Origin of the sequence: Kitasatospora sp. NPDC096147 (assembly GCF_044763225.1) — a bacterium.
Classification (GTDB): Bacteria; Actinomycetota; Actinomycetes; order Streptomycetales; family Streptomycetaceae; genus Kitasatospora.
In genome coordinates this window covers 604,305-620,800 of sequence record NZ_JBIWFX010000003.1, presented here as the reverse complement: position 1 = coordinate 620,800, position 16,496 = coordinate 604,305, and the positions used below count along the sequence as shown (strand labels likewise).

General features: G+C 73.7%; 12 protein-coding genes. All 12 read left to right on the top strand.

Annotated elements, in window-relative coordinates; genetic code table 11:
* Positions 1-43: 43 nt before the first annotated feature.
* Positions 44-409: a hypothetical protein gene (locus tag ACIRBX_RS13490; protein ID WP_402296234.1), complete on the top strand. Its 366-nt coding sequence runs from the start codon at positions 44-46 to the stop codon at positions 407-409.
* A 17-nt stretch (positions 410-426) separates the two neighbouring features.
* Positions 427-1,422, top strand: coding sequence for a phosphate ABC transporter permease subunit PstC (gene pstC, locus ACIRBX_RS13485; protein WP_402296233.1), 996 nt, complete (start codon positions 427-429; stop codon positions 1,420-1,422).
* Positions 1,419-4,526 (top strand): phosphate ABC transporter permease PstA, encoded by a 3,108-nt coding sequence (gene pstA, locus ACIRBX_RS13480; protein WP_402296231.1) that lies wholly within the window; start codon positions 1,419-1,421, stop codon positions 4,524-4,526. Before pstC ends, pstA begins: the two co-directional genes overlap by 4 nt.
* Positions 4,523-7,486, top strand: coding sequence for a hypothetical protein (locus ACIRBX_RS13475; protein WP_402296229.1), 2,964 nt, complete (start codon positions 4,523-4,525; stop codon positions 7,484-7,486). Before pstA ends, ACIRBX_RS13475 begins: the two co-directional genes overlap by 4 nt.
* A 146-nt stretch (positions 7,487-7,632) precedes the next feature.
* Positions 7,633-8,634 carry a substrate-binding domain-containing protein gene (locus ACIRBX_RS13470; RefSeq protein ID WP_402296228.1) on the top strand — a complete coding sequence of 334 codons (1,002 nt, stop codon included), beginning with the start codon at positions 7,633-7,635 and terminating at the stop codon, positions 8,632-8,634.
* 120 nt (positions 8,635-8,754) lie between these two features.
* On the top strand, positions 8,755-10,347 hold the full coding sequence (locus ACIRBX_RS13465) for an Ig-like domain-containing protein (RefSeq protein WP_402296226.1): 1,593 nt from the start codon (positions 8,755-8,757) through the stop codon (positions 10,345-10,347).
* A 133-nt stretch (positions 10,348-10,480) separates the two neighbouring features.
* The gene (locus ACIRBX_RS13460) at positions 10,481-12,208 is read left to right on the top strand and encodes a hypothetical protein (RefSeq protein WP_402296225.1); all 1,728 of its coding nucleotides are present in this window, start codon (positions 10,481-10,483) and stop codon (positions 12,206-12,208) included.
* A complete protein-coding gene (locus tag ACIRBX_RS13455) occupies positions 12,205-13,215 on the top strand; it encodes a sortase (protein WP_402296224.1) in 1,011 nt (336 codons plus the stop codon). Before ACIRBX_RS13460 ends, ACIRBX_RS13455 begins: the two co-directional genes overlap by 4 nt.
* Before the next feature lie 76 nt (positions 13,216-13,291).
* Positions 13,292-14,095, top strand: coding sequence for a phosphate ABC transporter ATP-binding protein (locus ACIRBX_RS13450; protein ID WP_402296478.1), 804 nt, complete (start codon positions 13,292-13,294; stop codon positions 14,093-14,095).
* A gap of 59 nt (positions 14,096-14,154) precedes the next feature.
* Positions 14,155-15,633, top strand: coding sequence for an insulinase family protein (locus tag ACIRBX_RS13445; RefSeq protein ID WP_402296222.1), 1,479 nt, complete (start codon positions 14,155-14,157; stop codon positions 15,631-15,633).
* 18 nt (positions 15,634-15,651) lie between these two features.
* Positions 15,652-16,230 carry a hypothetical protein gene (locus ACIRBX_RS13440; protein ID WP_402296220.1) on the top strand — a complete coding sequence of 193 codons (579 nt, stop codon included), beginning with the start codon at positions 15,652-15,654 and terminating at the stop codon, positions 16,228-16,230.
* A gap of 48 nt (positions 16,231-16,278) precedes the next feature.
* Positions 16,279-16,496, top strand: a 218-nt coding sequence (locus ACIRBX_RS13435; protein ID WP_402296218.1) for a hypothetical protein, incomplete at its 3' end; no start/stop codon positions are given.

Genomic DNA, 16,496 nt, shown 5'->3' with positions numbered 1-16,496 from the left:
ACGGTCTCTTCCGGCCAAGCAGCGCGGAAGGGCGGGCACCGGCATGGGACATCCCAGGTTCCTCATCGTCAACAGACCGTCCCGCCCCGACCTCGGTGCGGGCGGGACGGTCTGGCGGCTGCTCGGCGCCAACAACCGGCACCTCGGGCAGAGTCAGGAGACCTTCCGGGACGCCGCCGCCTGCCGGGCCGCGATCGAGGACTTCCAGGGTCGGGTCGACCAGGGGAGGGCCACCATCAGCTCGCTGGACCGAGGCCAACTCTGGCTCTGGCGGCTTGAGTTGGACGGACGCACGGTGGCCTGCTCGGCGCGCGGCTACCGCCGTCAGCGGGAGTGCCAGTACAACCTGGCCCGTTTCATGGCCGGGGCCCGCAGCGTCGCCGAGGCGGAGTCGGGCGGTGCCGCGTGACCACTGTCGCCCCTCCCGTGGCGGACGATCCCGCGCAGGACGTGCCCCGCCCGGTCAGCACCAACCCCGGCCTGACCGACCGGGTCTTCCTGGCCTGGGCCAAGGGCAGCGGCGCCTTCGTGCTGGTCGTGATGCTCGGCGTCGGCGGCTACCTGGCGGTGCGCGCCTCCGAGGCGCTCGGGGTGGCGGGGGTCTCCTTCCTCACCACCGAGAGCTGGAACCCGGACGGCGGCAAGGGCCAGTTCGGCATCGCGGCCGTGCTGGTCGGCACCCTGCTGGTCGGCGGCATCGCCGTGCTGCTGGCGGTGCCGCTGGCGCTCGGCAGTGCGCTCTACATCAGCGAGTACGCGCCCCGGAAGCTGCGCCGCACCCTGATCGGCATGGTCGACCTGATGGCCGCCGTGCCCTCGGTGGTCTACGGCGTCTGGGGCTACAAGCTGCTCCAGTACCAGCTGGCCGGGGTGGCCCGCTGGCTCTCCACCTGGCTGGACTGGATCCCGCTGTTCGAGGTCAACGGGGTGGACCCGAACGACCCGCTCACCCCGCCGCTGGTCTACACGGCGTCAAGTCTGATGGCCGGTACGGTCGTCGCCTTCATGATCACGCCGATCATGTGCTCCATCATGCGCGAGGTCTTCGACCAGGCGCCGGCCGGCGAGCGCGAGGGCGCCTACGCGCTGGGCTCCACCCGCTGGGGGATGATCCGCTCGGTGGTGCTGCCGTTCGGCCGGGGCGGGATCATCGGCGGCACCATGCTCGGCCTCGGCCGGGCGCTCGGCGAGACCATCACGGTCTACCTGATCCTCTCGATGGCCTTCGAGATCCAGCCGCACATCCTGCAGACCGGCGGCAGCGCGGTGGCCCCGATGATCGCGCTCCGCTACGGCGACTCCTCGCCGTTCTCGATCTCCGCGCTGATGGCCGCCGGGCTCGCGCTCTTCCTGCTGACCCTGGTGGTCAACTTCGCCGCGGCGGCCGTGGTCGCCCGTAGCCGTTCGGGGGCCAGCTCGTGACCACCACCCTTCCGCCCTCCACGCCACAGGCCGGCCCCGACGACGGGGTGCCCGACGGCGGGGCGCCCGCCGCCGGGGAGGCGGCGCCGCGCACCACCGTGGTCGAGCGGCCGGAGACGGCCGCCCCGCAGCGACCGCGCCGGATCGCCGCGCGCCGGGCCTCCGACCACTACGCGTTCTGGGGCAGCCTGGCCGCCTCGGTCGCGCTGAGCGCCCTGCTGTTCCAGCGCTTCGCGCCGTTCAGCGGCGGCTTCGGCTTCGTGATCTGCGTCTGGGTCGGCTTCCTGGCCCTCTACGCGCTGCTGGTCTCCCGGGACGAGAGCGGGCTCGCGGTCCGCGACCGGCTGGCCTCGGTGGTGGTGCACTCGATCGCCGCGCTGCTGCTCGGTGTGCTGTTCTGGGTGGTCGGCTACGTCTTCCTGAAGGGCTGGGACGCGCTCAGCCACCTCAACTTCTACACCGAGGACCTGGCCGAGGCCGGGCCCACCGACCCGCTGGACAAGGGCGGGGCGCTGCACGCCATCGCCGGCACGCTGATCCAGATCACCATCTCGCTGGCCATCACCATCCCGGTCGGGATCAGCTGCGCCGTCTTCATGAGCGAGGTGCCCGGCCGGTTCAGCCGGCTGGTGCGCACCCTGGTCGAGGCGATGACCGCGCTGCCCTCGATCCTGGCCGGGCTGTTCATCTACGCCGTGATGGTGCTCGCCATGGGCCTCTCGCGCTCCGGCCTGGCGGCCGGGGTGGCGCTCTCGGTGATGATGCTGCCGATCCTGATCCGGGCCACCGACGTGGTGCTGCGGCTGGTGCCGGCCTCGCTCAAGGAGGCCTCCTACGCCCTCGGCGCCGGCCGCTGGCGCACCGTCTGGACGGTCACCCTGCCGAGTGCCCGCTCCGGCCTGGCCACCGCCGTCATCCTGGGCGCGGCCCGGGGCATCGGCGAGACCTCCCCGGTGCTGCTCTGCTCCGGCTACACCAAGAACCTCAACCTCAGCCCGCTCGGCGACCCGCAGGCCTCGCTGCCGCTGATGGCCTTCACGCTGATCAAGTTCCCCTCCCAGCTCCACATCACCAGGGCCTTCGGCGCCGCCGCGGTGCTGCTCGGCCTGGTGCTGCTGCTCTTCGTGGTGGCCCGCACACTGGGCGGCCGGGGCCCCGGCGACCTGACCGGGCGTCAGCGCGCCCGCCGGGCCCGGGAGTCCGCCGCCGACCTGGCCCGGATGACCGGCCCCACGGCCGGCCCCGTCACCACCCCCGCCTCCCGGAAGGCCCCCGTGCTCACCCGAATGCTGACCCGCACCCTCACCCTGCTCACCGCGCTCGCGGTGCTGGCCGGCTCGCTGCTGCTCGGCGCCGCGTCCCGGGCCGAGGCCGCCGACTACCGCCGGATCAGCGGCGCCGGCTCCACCTGGAGCAGCAACGCGGTGGACGCCTGGGTGACCAACGTCCGCCAGTACGGCATGACCATCGACTTCGACGCCCAGGGCTCCAGCTACGGCCGCAACCAGTTCAAGAACAGCGCCACCGACTTCGCGGTCACCGAGATCCCCTACGGCCTCACCGACGGCGGGCAGTTCGACGCCCCGCCGCCGTTCCCGATGGCCTACCTGCCGATCGTGGCCGGTGGCACCGCCTTCATGTACAACCTGAAGATCAACGGCAAGCGGGTCAACAACCTGCGGCTCTCCGGCGAGACCCTGGCCAAGATCTTCACCGGTGTGATCACCAAGTGGAACGACCCGGCGGTGGCCGCCGACAACCCCGGCCTGGCGCTGCCCAACGTCGCCGTCCGCCCGGTGGTCCGCTCCGACGGCTCCGGCACCACGGCCCAGCTCACCACCTGGCTGACCAAGCGTCACCAGGGGATCTGGGACACGTACTGCAACAAGACCACCCGGCACGCGGCCTGCGGGATGACCTCGTTCTACCCGCTGCTGCCCGGCTCCACCTGGCAGTCGCTCGGCACCTCGATCGCGGTGGCCAACGCGGTCTCCAACGACTCCAACGTCGGCGCGATCACCTACGTCGAGTACTCCTACGCCCTCAACTCCGGCTTCCCGGTGGCCAAGGTGCTCAACGACGCGGGCTACTACGTCGAGCCGACCGGCCGCAACGTCTCGGTCGCGCTCGGGCACGCCGGGATCAACGCGGACCTCACCCAGCGCCTCGACGAGGTCTACGGCGCCCCGGAGAAGAACGCCTACCCGCTCTCCAGCTACAGCTACATGGCCGTGCACAGCAGCGCGACCCAGAGCTTCCCGGAGGAGAAGGGCAAGACGCTCAGTGCCTTCGGCTACTACTTCCTCTGCGAGGGCCAGCGGCAGGCCGACAAGCTCGGCTACTCGCCGCTCACCCAGCAGCTGGTGAAGTCCGGCTTCGAGCAGCTGGCCAAGGTGCCGGGCACCGAGGGCAAGGCCTTCGACGCGGCCTCCTGCGCCAATCCGACCTTCGGCGCGAACGGCACCAACCCGTACGCGGCCGGGGCGCCGATGCCGCAGGAGTGCGACAAGAAGGGGGCCCAGATGTGCGGCACCGCGACCGGCGGGGCGGGCACCTCGGCCGGCGGTGCGGCGGCCGGCGGTGCGACGGGCGGCTCCAACTCCACGGGTGGCGGTGCTGGTTCGGCCGGCGCGGCGGCGACGGGTGGCTCCGGCGGCGCGAGCGGCGGTGCGGCCACCCGCGGGACCACGGGTGGCAGCGCGGCTGCCGCCGGGGGAGCGGCGGCCGGTGGCGCGAGCGGCGGGGCCGCGGCCTCCGGCGGTGCAGCCACCGGTGGTTCGGGCGGAGCGGCCGGTGGCGCGGCGGACGGTGGTGCCAACGGTGGTGCGGCGTCCGGCGGTTCGGGTGATCCGGCCCTCGGTGGTGGTGACCCGGCCCTCGGCGACGGGGGTGGTGCGGCCGGCGGTGCGGCGGGCGGCTCCTCCGGGGGTGGCGGTGGCGGTGGCCAGTTGGTCACCGCGACCCAGGTGGAGATCGCGGCCAGCTCCGGTACCGGCCTGCGGCACTCGCTGATGGTGGTGGCGGGCCTGCTGCTCGGCGCCGTCATCGTGGTGCCGCCGCTGGTGGCCGGCCGGGCCGCGCGTCGCCGGGAGGAGGGCCGATGAGCCCGCGCCGGGTGACCAGCGGTCAGGAACGGGCCGTACGCGAGCGACAGGCCCGGCCGGAAACGACCGGAACCGCGCGGCCGCAGGGCGGCGCGGGCCGTCCGGTGCGGCGCGCGCTGCGGACCGCCTCGGCGTTCGCGCTGGTGCTCGCCACCGCCACGGGGGCGGCCCTGTCGGCCGGGCCGGACTCGTCCGCGGTCCGCGTCGCGGTGGGGAGTTCGGCCGTCCCCGAGATCCCGGTGGATCCGATCACCGGTGCCCCGGTGCCGATCGACGGTCAGCGCCAGGTGGGTGCCCTCACCGTCGCGGCGGACGCCCCGGCCACCGGCAAGCGCCCGACCGGCTCCGCCACGGGCTCGACCGGTGCGCGTTCGGCGGCGGCAGGCGGCGCGGGCGCTGCTGTAGGCACGGCCACGGCCGCCGGGGCCGACGCCCCGGTGGCGCTGTCGGCGGCTGCCCCGGGCGCCGCCCGGCTGGCCGAGGCCGGCACCGGCACCGAGAGCGACCAGCGGCCGGTCACGGTGAGCGGCACCGGGGAGTTCGCCGGCCTGGAGGTGACGGTCCACCAGACCGCCCACCTGGTGAACCAGTCCGTGCCGGTCACCTGGACCGGCGCCAAGCCGACCTGGCCGAGCCCGATGATCCTGGGCCGCCACTACCTCCAGTTCATGCAGTGCTGGGGCGACGAGGAGACCGGCCCGAGCCGCGAGCAGTGCCAGTACGGTGCCACCAAGGGCGATGCGCGCATCTCGGCCGGTGACTTCGTGAGCACCCGTCAGCTCAACGCCGGGGCACTGAAGGACCGGGACGACCCGATCCAGCAGGCCAACCCGACCGGCAACATCTTCGTCCCGTTCCGCCCGGCCAACGGCGGCCCGGCGGAGAACGGCGGCGCCAGCCAGTACTACGACGCGCAGACCACCAACGAGGTGCCGTTCGGCCCGACCCGGGCGGACGGCTCCGGCCAGATCGACTTCGAGATGCAGACCGGCATGGAGGCACCGGGCCTGGGCTGCGGCCAGACCCCGGCCGGCGCCCCCACCGACGCCACCCCGCGCCGCTGCTGGCTGGTGATCGTGCCGCGCGGCGAGATCGAGGTGGACGGGCAGGTGCCGACCGGCTCCTCCGGCAAGCTGCAGACCAGCCCGCTCTCCTTCACCAACTGGAACAAGCGCCTGGTGGTGCCGCTGAGCTTCGAGCGGGTCGGCCTGTCCTGCCCGATCGGCAGCTCCGAACGGCCCACCAACGGCAGCGAGTTGGCCGCCGAGGTGATGTGGCGGTGGCAGCCGGTGCTGTGCCGCCAGGCCGGCGGGATCTTCAGCTACACCCAGATCGCCGACCACCTGGCCCGGGGCCAGCTCAACCAGGACGACCCCGGTCTGTCCTACCTCGGCCTCCCGCAGGCCCGCGCGGACGACCGGCCCGGCCGGACCCCGTACTACGCACCGGTCGCGCTCTCCGGCCTGACCTTCGCCTTCGACATCGAGAGCCAGTCCGGCGTCCGGACGCCGGAGGACAAGAAGAAGAAGGACGGCCAGCGGATCCACGACATCCAGCTGACGCCCCGGCTGATCGCCAAGCTGATGACCCAGAGCTACCAGCAGTCGGTCAACCCCCGCGACCCGGACGTGCCGGCCGACAACCCGGTCGACCTGCTCACCGACCCCGAGTTCCTGGCGCTCAACCCGTACTTCAAGGACCTGTACTTCCCGACCCGGGTCGCCGACCTGCTGCTGCCCAACGGTGACAGCGACGCGGCCCAGCAGGTCTGGACCTGGCTGCTGAAGGACCCGGAGGCGGCGGCCTTCCTCCAGGGTGAGAAGCACCCGGAGTACAAGGACACCATCAACAAGGCGTGGCTCAGGGTCGGCACCACCTACCCGCGCTCCAACTACCCCAAGCAGGACGCCTACTGCCTGGAGTTCCCGGACGACCTGGACGGCCGCCCGGCCTGGTGCAACCTGGACTCGCACGCCTACGCGCCCACCATGCGCGAGGGCGCCCGGGGCATCAGCCGCGGTGACAACCTCGGCAAGTCGGTCTGGGACGCCACGGTGATCCCGGGTCAGCTCAAGAAGGGCTCCCCGCAGCCGCAGGGCCTGCGCGCCATGATGGCGCTCACCACCACCGCCCAGGCGGCCCGGTTCGGCCTGAGCACCGCCAGGATCCGCAACGCCAAGGGGGAGTTCGTGGCCCCCACCGACAGCGCGATGCTGACCATGGCGCTGGCCGCCAAGTCCGACGACCCGGACCTGGCGGCGGTGATCGACCCCTCGGCCCAGGTGACCGGCGGCTACCCGCTGACCTTCACCACCTTCGCCGCCACGGTCCCCTCGCAGATCACCGCCGAGGCCGGCAAGTCGTACGCCGACCTGCTCCGCTACGCGGCCGGCCCCGGGCAGGAGACGGGAGTCGCCGCCGGCCAGTTGCCCATCGGCTACGTGCCGTTGCCCGAGAAGACGCGGGAGCGGGCCAGACTGGTCGCCGACGCCATCGAGGCGAACGCGGGCAAGCCGGAGCCGACTCCGAGCCCGTCCGCCTCGGCCTCCAGCTCCGCGACTCCGTCCGCGTCGGTCTCCGCCGCCGCCTCTCCGAGCGGCATGCCGGCCGGGAGCTCGGCCGCTCCGGGCGAGAACCCGACCACTCCGGTGGAGCCGATCCCGCCGGTCACCGGTGGCACCGGCTCGGAGCCGGTCGGCTCCGGGAACGGCGGACCTCCCCCCGCCGGGGGCGGGGCGCCGGTGGACACGGCGCCGCTGAGCCCGCCGCCGCCGAGCCCGACCCCCTCCCACAGCCCGGTGCTGCTCTCCGCCACCCCCTCCGCCGCCCCGGTCGCCAAGACCGCCGGCACCGAGGTCGGCTCCGCCCGCTACCTGCTGCTCGGCGCCCTGATCGCCGGTCTGCTGGCAGCCGTCGGCGGCGTGGCCGTGCCGCGCCTGCTCCGCAGCCGGCGGCACTGACCGGCCGCCGGCCCGCCCACCGAACCATCGGCTCCACTCCGCTCCACCGATTCACCGATTCACCGCTCCACCGTCAACGCAGGTGCCCCACACGGCCGGTGACCCGCCGGCCGTGCCCGAGAGCTGCCCGTATGGAAGAAGGAACCGTGAAGACTCTCACCAAGAGCAACCTGGCCAAGTGTGTGACCGTGGCCGCCGGCCTGGGCCTGGTGCTGGGGAGCACCGGCACCGCGCAGGCCGACCCGTCGGGCCAGCCGGTCTACCGCACCCTCGCGGGCGTCGGCTCCGACACCACCCAGGGCGTGATGAACGCGCTGGCCAACGACATCACCGTCGGCGGCCAGAAGGTGATCGCCTCCTACAACGCGCTGGGCTCGGCCACCGTGGCCACCAAGGCGGCGGCCGCGTGCCAGTCCGTCGCCCGCCCGAACGGCTCCGGCGCCGGCCGCACCGCGCTGGTCAACCAGCTCAACCTGGGCAACGGCTGCCTGGACTTCGCCCGCTCCTCCAGCCTGAACCTGGCCGCCGTCACCCCCGGTCTGACCTACGTCCCGTTCGCGGTGGACGGCGTCACCTACGCCGTCAGCTCCGGCTCCGAGGTCGCCCTCGACCTCTCCACCGCCGACCTGCACTCGATCTACAGCTGCGACCCGGGCTACGTCGGCTCCGGCCCGAACTGGGACATCAAGCCGCTGCTCCCGCAGGCGGGTTCGGGCACCCGGGCGTTCTGGCTCACCGTGGTCGGCATCACCGAGTCCGACATCAGCGCCAACAAGTACCCCTGCGTGACCGACACCAAGGGCGGCAAGAAGATCGAGGAGCACGACGGCCGCGTCCTCGACACCAAGTCGCTGGTGCCGTTCTCGATCGCCCAGTACATCGCGCAGTCCTCCTCGACCATCGCCGACATCCGCGGCTCCGCCCAGCTCGGCAACATCAACGGCGTGCCCTCGGTGCTGCTGAACACCAGCGCGGCGGCCACCCGTGACGTCTACAACGTGATCCCCACCAGCAAGGTCGGCACCAGCCCCTGGAGCGACGTCTTCGTCGGCTCGGGCTCGCAGATCTGCCAGCGCGCCAACGTCATCAAGCAGTACGGCTTCGGCACCAACGCCAACTGCGGTGACACCTCGCGCATCACCGGCTGACCCTCCCCGGTCGCCCGCGCCACCGATCCACCCGATCCACCTGCACCACCGGTCTGAGCAGCACAGTCCTGAAAAGCCCTCAGAACACGCTCCACCGACGCCTGAAAGGCGAACTCCACCGTGAGCATCCGGATCACCCGCACCATCGCGGTCAGCGCGGCCACCCTGCTGGCCGCCGGCAGCATCACCATGCTCGGCTCCGTCGCCGCCCACGCGGCCGACAGCCCGACCATCGGCACCCTGGCCATCGCCCCGGGCACCGGCACCATCGACGACACCCTGAACGCGGTCGCCTCCGGCGCCTGCGAGCAGGGCACCAACCTCCAGGTCCTGGTGCTCGGTCAGGGCTTCCCGGCCGACGGCTACGGCGCCACCTCGAACCAGTCCAAGGACGGCTTCCCGGCCGACGCCTCGGGCAAGGTGACCGTCCCGCTCTCCAACACCCTGCGCGGCTACGCCCAGGCCAACGGCATCGCCGAGCTGTCGGGCAAGTACGAGTTCCGGCTGCGCTGCCGTAACAAGGTCGGCGCCACCTACTTCGGTGACTACGTCGGCGCGATCTGGATCTCCGGCGGCACCAGCTTCACCTCGACCGACCCCAACACCCCGGCGGCGGTGGCGACTTCGACCACCGTGACGGCCACCCCGAACGGCTCGGCCACCGTGGGCAGCGACGTCACGCTGACCGCCGCCGTCTCCCCGTCGGCCCCCGGCACCGTGCAGTTCCTCGACGGTGCCACCCCGGTCGGCGCCCCGGTCGCGGTGAACAACGGCCAGGCCAGCGTGACCACCAGCACCCTGACCGAGGGCGCGCACCAGCTGTCGGCGGTCTTCACCTCCTCCAGCGCCGGCTTCCTCGGCTCCACCTCCTCGGCCGTGGCGTACACCATCAGCCCGAAGGGCGCCGCCGCGACCACCACCGCGCTGGCCGTCTCGCCGGCCGGCTCGGCCGCCAAGAACACCCCGGTGAAGCTGAGCGCCACCGTCACCCCGAACGTCGCCGGCACGGTGGCCTTCAAGGACAACGGCACCCAGATCGCCACCCAGGCGGTCTCGGGCGGTGCGGCGGAGTACACCACCGTCTCGCTGGCCGAGGGCGACCACGCCTTCACCGCCGAGTTCACCCCGGCCGTCCCGGCCGACCACGCCGCCTCCGCCTCGGCCACGGTGGCCTTCACCGTCACCCCGCCGGTGGTCGTCCCGAACCCGGGCGGCCCGACCCCGCCGTCCCCGGTCTTCGAGACCATCACCACCTCGGTCGCCCCCGGCGCCCTGGTGATCAGCGTGGCCGGCACCAACGTCACGCTGCCCCCGCTGGCGCTGAACAGCACCAGCACCCTGTACTCCACCGGCGGTCCGATCCAGACCGTCACCGTCACCGACACCCGGGCCGGTGCGCCGGGCTGGTCGGTCAGCGGCCAGGTCGCGCAGTTCGCCTCGGGCGCCAACGTGATCAACGCGCAGAACCTCGGCTGGGCCCCGAGCCTGGTCTCCAAGGGCGACGGCCTCAAGGTCACCCTGGGCTCCACGGTCAACCCGGCCAACGCGGTCGAGGCCAACGACAGCGGCCCGTACGGCCTGAAGTCGGCCCGCACGCTGGCCACCGCGACCGGCCTCGGCACCGCCAAGCTCGGCGCCGACCTCACCCTGCTGGCGCCGACCTCCACCCAGGCCGGCACCTACCAGGGCCTGCTCACCCTGACCGCGATCTGACGCCGGTAGTTCACCGGGTCAGCGTGCGTTCGTAACCCGGCGGCCGGGCGGTCCAGGCGACACTGTGTCAGCTCTGGACCGCCGGGCCGCCGGTGCCCAACTCCCGTACCGACAAGCGAGGATGACGCCGCCGATGCGCCGATGGCTCCTGGCACTCGCCACCCCGGCCCTGCTCGCCCTGAGCGTGCTCCAGGGGACCGCCGCCCACGCGGAGGACCCGCCGGCCGCCCCGGCCCCGGCCCAGGGCGCGCCCGCGCAGGGTGCCCCGCCCGCCGCGCAGACCTTCGGCATCCAGCCCTCCTCGGCCGACACCCCGGACACCCGGGGCACCTTCGGCTACGCCGCCACTCCGGGCGCGGTGGTCAAGGACCACGTCGCGGTCTGGAACTACAGCGAGCAGCCGCTCACCCTGCGGCTCTACCCCGCCGACGCCTTCAACACCGACAGCGGCGGCTACGACGTGCTGCCCGACGGCCGGAAGTCCACCCAGGCCGGCAGCTGGCTGCGCACCGCCGCCGAGTCGGTGACGCTGCCGCCGCGCAGTCGGCAGATCGTCCCGTTCACCCTGGCCGTCCCGGCCGACGCCACCCCCGGGGACCACCCGGCCGGGATCGTCGCCGCACTCCGGGCCGAGAGCACCGACGCCAAGGGCAACGCCATCACGGTCGACCAGCGGGTCGGTGCCCGGGTCAACATCCGGGTGGCCGGCGACCTGCGGGCCGAGCTCACGGTGCAGGACACCAAGGCGGTCTACCACCCGAGCGCCAATCCGCTGGACTCCGGCCGTACGACGGTGAGTTACACGGTGCGCAACACCGGGAACGTCCGGCTCGGCGGCAAGCAGGCGGTCCGGGTCACCAACCTGTTCGGCTCGATCGCCACCGGCCACACCCCGCCCGACCTCCAGGAGCTGCTGCCGGGCAACGCGGTGACCTACCGCTTCGACGTCTCCGGCGTCTACCCGACCCTGTGGGGCACCGCCGGGATCACGGTGGACCCGCTGGCGGTCGGCAACGACCAGGACCCGAAGCTGACCAGCACCGTCACCAAGCACCGGTTCGCCTGGATCCCGTGGACCGCGCTGCTGATCCTGCTGGTGGCCGCCGGGCTGGCCGGGCGCTGGTACCTGCGCCGCCGCCGGCCCGCCGTCCCGGCCGCGCCGCCGGCCGCCCCGGCCCCGGCGGTGGTGGCCGCCGCCGTCCTGCTCGCGGTGCTGGCGGCCGGTCAGCTCTGGTCCGCGCCGACGGCGTCCGCCGCCGAGGCGCCCGGCACGCTGGCCTTCGACTACCCGGCCGGCAAGGACGACGACCCGATCGACCTGGTCAGCTCGGCCGCCTGCCCGGACCCGGCGAGCAACTATGTCGCGCTGAAGATCACCGGGGCGGGCTTCCCGGCCGAGGGGTACCCGCTGACCGGCCTGGTCGCCGCCTCGGTCTACCGGCCCTCGCCGAACGGCGGCTTCGTGCTGCCGCTGGCCAACACCCTGCGGGTGGTGGCCTCGCAGGCCGGCGCCGGCCAGCTGAAGGGCGAGTACACCGTCACCGCGAGCTGCCGGCACAAGGTCCGGCCGGCCGCGCTCAAGGAGTTCACCGGCCGGCTCACCTTCACCGGGCCGGGCACCTGGACCGCCGCCGAGGTCGCCCCCGCCGGCTCCGTGCACGCCCCGGCCCCCGACGCCGGCGCGGCCGGGCCGGTGCCCGCCGCCAAGGGCGCCGCCACCCCGGTGGCCGCCGCCACCGACGCCGGGGTGCCGCTCTACACCTGGATCTCGGTCGCCGCCGGACTGCTGCTGCTCGGCTGGCTCGCCGTGCCGCGCCTGCGCCGCCGCGCCCGGCGCACCGCCGAGGAGGCCGCCGAATGACCGTCAGCACTCCCACCCCGCTCAAGGCCGGCCCGGGCCCCCGCGACTGGACGCCCTCGGCCGACCCGTGGGCCGCCCCGCCGCCCGGCGCGACCGCCCCGCCACCGCCCCGGCCACCCGCGCCGCCGCCGGTCCGCCGCTCGGCGGTGCGCCGGCTGACCCCGGACGGGCCGCAGCTGGTCGGTGCGGCGCTGGCCATCGTGGCCGGGCTGATGCTCGGCCTGCTGCTCGACCTCGGCCCGCTCGGCGGGCTGCGCCACCTGCGCGACCACGAGACCGGCATGGCCGACCTGCGGCTGAGCCTGGCCCAGGGCACCACCCCGGTCGGCCAGGTGGACAAGGACGGCAAGCCGGTGGTGCCCGGCACGCCGGTCGCGCTGCTGGAGATCCCGCAGCTCGGCCTGCGCGAGGTGGTCCGCGAGGGCACCACCGGTGAGGTGCTCTCCTCCGGACCGGGCCACCGCCGGGACACCGCGTTGCCCGGTCAGGCCGGTACCAGCGTGCTGCTCGGCCGGCAGGCCGGCTTCGGCGGCCCGTTCGGCACCATCGGCCACCTGCGGGTGGGGGAGACCTTCACGGTGACCACCGGTCAGGGCGCACACCGCTTCCGGGTGGTGACGGTCCGCCGGGAGGGTGATCCGGTGCCGCCCGCGCTCAAGTCCGGCGCCGGCCGGGTGGTGCTGGTCACCGCCGACGGACCGCTGTACGCGCCCGACGGCCTGCTCATCGTGGACGCGGACCTGGAGAGCGAGGTGCAGCCGAACAACCCCCGGCCGCTCACCCCGGTGGCGCTGCCCTCCGCCGAGCGGGCGCTCGGCACCGAACAGGACGCCTGGGTGCCGCTGGTGCTCTGGGGCGAGGCGCTGCTGCTGGCCGCCGTCGCGCTGGCGCTGGCCTGGACCCGCTGGGGCCGCTGGCAGGCCTGGACGGTCGGGGTGCCGGTGCTCACCGCCCTCGGCCTGGCCGTCGCCGACCAGGTCGCCCGGCTGCTGCCCAATCTGATCTGACCTCACTTCCCTTGCCCCGCACCGCCGTTCCCGCCCAGAAAGGGGCCGCTCCGTGAGTCTCGACACCACGGCCGTCCTGCCCGTCGTCCCCACCGCCGCGAGCAATGCCGGGACGCTCGACGCCCACGGCATCTCGGCCTGGTTCGGCGAGCGCAAGGTGCTGGAGCGCGTCTCGCTGCTGATGCCGGCCGGCCAGGTCACCGCGCTGATCGGCCCGTCCGGCTGCGGCAAGTCCACCTTCCTGCGCATCCTCAACCGGATGCACGAGCTCATCCCCGGCGCCCAGCTGGCCGGTGAGGTGTTGCTGGACGGCGCGGACGTCTACGCCCCCGAGCGGCGGCTGACCTCGGCCCGCCGGGACATCGGCATGGTCTTCCAGAAGCCCAACCCGTTCCCCGCGATGTCCATCTACGACAACGTGGTGGCCGGCCTCAAGCTCACCGGCCTGCGCGCCTCCCGGTCCGAGAAGGACCACCTGGTGGAGGAGTGCCTCACCAAGGCGGGCCTGTGGAACGAGGTCCGGGACCGGCTGCGCCAGCCCGGTGGCGCACTCTCCGGCGGCCAGCAGCAGCGCCTGTGCATCGCCCGCTCGCTGGCCGTCCGCCCCAAGGTGCTGCTGATGGACGAGCCCTGCTCGGCCCTCGACCCGACCTCCACCCGCCGGATCGAGCAGACCATCCGCGAACTGGTGGAGGAGGTCACCATCGTGATCGTCACCCACAACATGCAGCAGGCGCACCGGGTCTCCGACCAGTGCGCCTTCTTCCTGGCCGAGCAGGGCACCCCCGGCGGCATCGTCGAGCACGGCCCGACCGAGGCGATGTTCACCGCCCCGGTGGACCAGCGCACCTCCGACTACGTCAACGGCCGCTTCGGCTAGCCGGCCCGGTGGCCGAAAAGTGATGCTGCGCTGTCCGGAACCGGTCGTATGATCGCCCGATGCAACGCGAACTCATCGACGGCGTCCCCGTGCTCTGGACGGAGACTCCCGGCCCGCTCGAAGCCACCCTGGTCTTCGGCTGCGGCGTCCGGGACGAGACCTTCCGCACCCTCGGGGTGACCCACCTGGTCGAGCACCTGGCGATGAGCACGCTGCCCCGCCTGCACTTCGACCACAACGCCTCGGTGGACCTGAGCCTCACCCAGTTCACCTGCACCGGACGCCCCGAGCAGGTGACCGACTTCCTGGAGCGGGTCTGCCGCGCGCTCTCCGCGCTGCCGCTGGACCGGATCGAGCGGGAGGCCGGCGTCCTGGAGGCCGAGGGCAGCGGAGTGGCCGACCCGACCACCGCCGAACTGCTCTCGATCCGCTACGGCACCGAGGGCGTCGGCCTGGCCTCCTTCGGCGGCCCCGGGCCGGACCGGATCCCGGTCGAGGCGGTCCAGGACACCGTCGCGCGGTACTTCCACGCGCAGAACGCGGCGCTGGTGCTGACCGGCCCGCCGCCGGCCGGCCTGCGGCTGCCGCTGCCCACCGGCGAGCGCCCGGCCCGCGGTGCCGGCCAGCCGGTCCGGCAGGCCGGTCCGGGCTGGCAGCAGGTCCAGGTGCCGGGCCCGGGGCTGGCGGTCTCCTGCGACCTGAACGACCAGGCGCTCTTCCTGGCCTTCCAGTTGCTGCGCCAGCGCCTCACCGAGACCGTCCGGCACCGCGAGGGCCTCACCTACGACGTGGGCGGCGACGTGGTGTTCGTCGCCCCGGGCCGGGGCGAGCGGACCATCTGCATGGAGGCCCGGGAGGGCCAGGAGCAGCGGGTCGCCGAGCTGCTCTGGCAGGAGGCGGTCCGACTGGCCACCGAGGAGGTCTCCGAGGCCGAGCTCGCCGAGGAGGTGGAGGGCGCCCGGGAGGTGCTGCTCGACCCGCGTGCGGCCGAGTACGAGCTGCTCGAGGCGGCGGCCGAGCAGGTGCTCGATGACGCGCCGATGCGTGGCCGGGACCGCCTGGAGCGGATCGAGGCGCTCACCCCGGCCCGGCTCCGGGAGGCGTTCGCCGCCGCGCTCGGCTCGGCCCTGCTGGTCGTCCCGTGCGAGGTGGAGATCCGGCCGCGCTGGACGGACGGCACCGAACTGCCGCAGTCCTCCTGCGGTGTGGGTGGTGAACTCCCCTCCGGCGGGCAGGAGTTCCGCCCGCCGATGAAGGACCGGCTGCGCTACTCGGGGGCCCGCAAGGTGCGTCTGGTGGTCACCGGCGAGGGCATCTGGATGCGCCAGCCGGACGGCTCGGTGCACGCCATCCCGTTCGCCGAGGTGGTGGGCGTGGAGATGCAGGGCCCCGGCCGGGTGGTCTACGGAGCGGGCAACTGCTTCCTCCCGGTGCTGCCCGACCTGTTCGCCGGGATCGGCCCGGCCGTCGCCGCGATCGACGCCGCCGTGCCCGCCGGGCTGCGCTACCCGGCCTCCGCCTTCCGCTCCGCCGACTGACCGTCAGGAACCAGCACCGTGCCCACGTACGCCGTCATCACCGCCGCCGACCGCGACCAGGTCCGCGCCGCACTGCTCCGCACCAAGGTCGGGGGCTACCTGCACACCGGGGAGGGGCCGGGCAGTGCGGTGCTGTTCGACCGCCCGAAGCCGCGGTTCGGCCGCATCTCCCGGAGCCGCATCCTCGACCCCGCTTGGGAGTTGGCGGGCGCCACCAAGGCGGGCGCCTGGCTGCTGGAGGACGACGGGCAGTGCGCGCAGGTGACCGCCTGCTACCCGACCGGCGGCTACCTCAGCCTCGGCTGGGCCGCCGAGTGGACCCCGCCGGAGGACCCGGCCCGGTTGGCCGCCCACCTGAGGCTCTGGCGCAAGGACTGCGCGGAGATCGCCCGGAAGACCGGCCTCTCCGACCCGGACGCACTCGCCGAGGTGCGCAACGATCCGGCGCCGGACGGCTCCCGGATCGCGGGGGAGGACATCCTGCGCCGGATCTGCGCGTTGGTGGGCGCACCGGACCTGGTGGTCGGCCAGTCGCTGTTCGAGCAGGCCGGGCCGCGCGGCCGGGACTTCGAGCGCTTCGAGGCCAGGGGCCGCTGACCCCGGGGCAGTCGGCCGGTGCCTTGCCCGCCTGGTCGACTTCCTTGCGTGGCAGCTGACTTGGTGGGTTTCGGCTGGTGGTGGTGGTCGGCCCCGGCGATGTGCCGCAGGGCGGTGGTGTGGCGGGTGGCGGGTGAGGGCTGCTGTCCCGTGCTCCACTCGCCGTCAGTGGCCTGGTTGCCTGGTCAACTGCCGCTCGGGGTCGGCGACTTCAGCTGCTCCTGGCTGCTCGTGACCACCCGCCCCGCCGGGTGCCGCAGGGCGGT

Coding starts and splice junctions, on each gene's coding strand:
- ACIRBX_RS13475 (WP_402296229.1), top strand. CDS start 4,523: ATGAGCCCGCGCCGGGTGACCAGCGGTCAGGAACGGGCCGTACGCGAG.
- ACIRBX_RS13460 (WP_402296225.1), top strand. CDS start 10,481: ATGCGCCGATGGCTCCTGGCACTCGCCACCCCGGCCCTGCTCGCCCTG.
- ACIRBX_RS13455 (WP_402296224.1), top strand. CDS start 12,205: ATGACCGTCAGCACTCCCACCCCGCTCAAGGCCGGCCCGGGCCCCCGC.
- ACIRBX_RS13445 (WP_402296222.1), top strand. CDS start 14,155: ATGCAACGCGAACTCATCGACGGCGTCCCCGTGCTCTGGACGGAGACT.
- ACIRBX_RS13490 (WP_402296234.1), top strand. CDS start 44: ATGGGACATCCCAGGTTCCTCATCGTCAACAGACCGTCCCGCCCCGAC.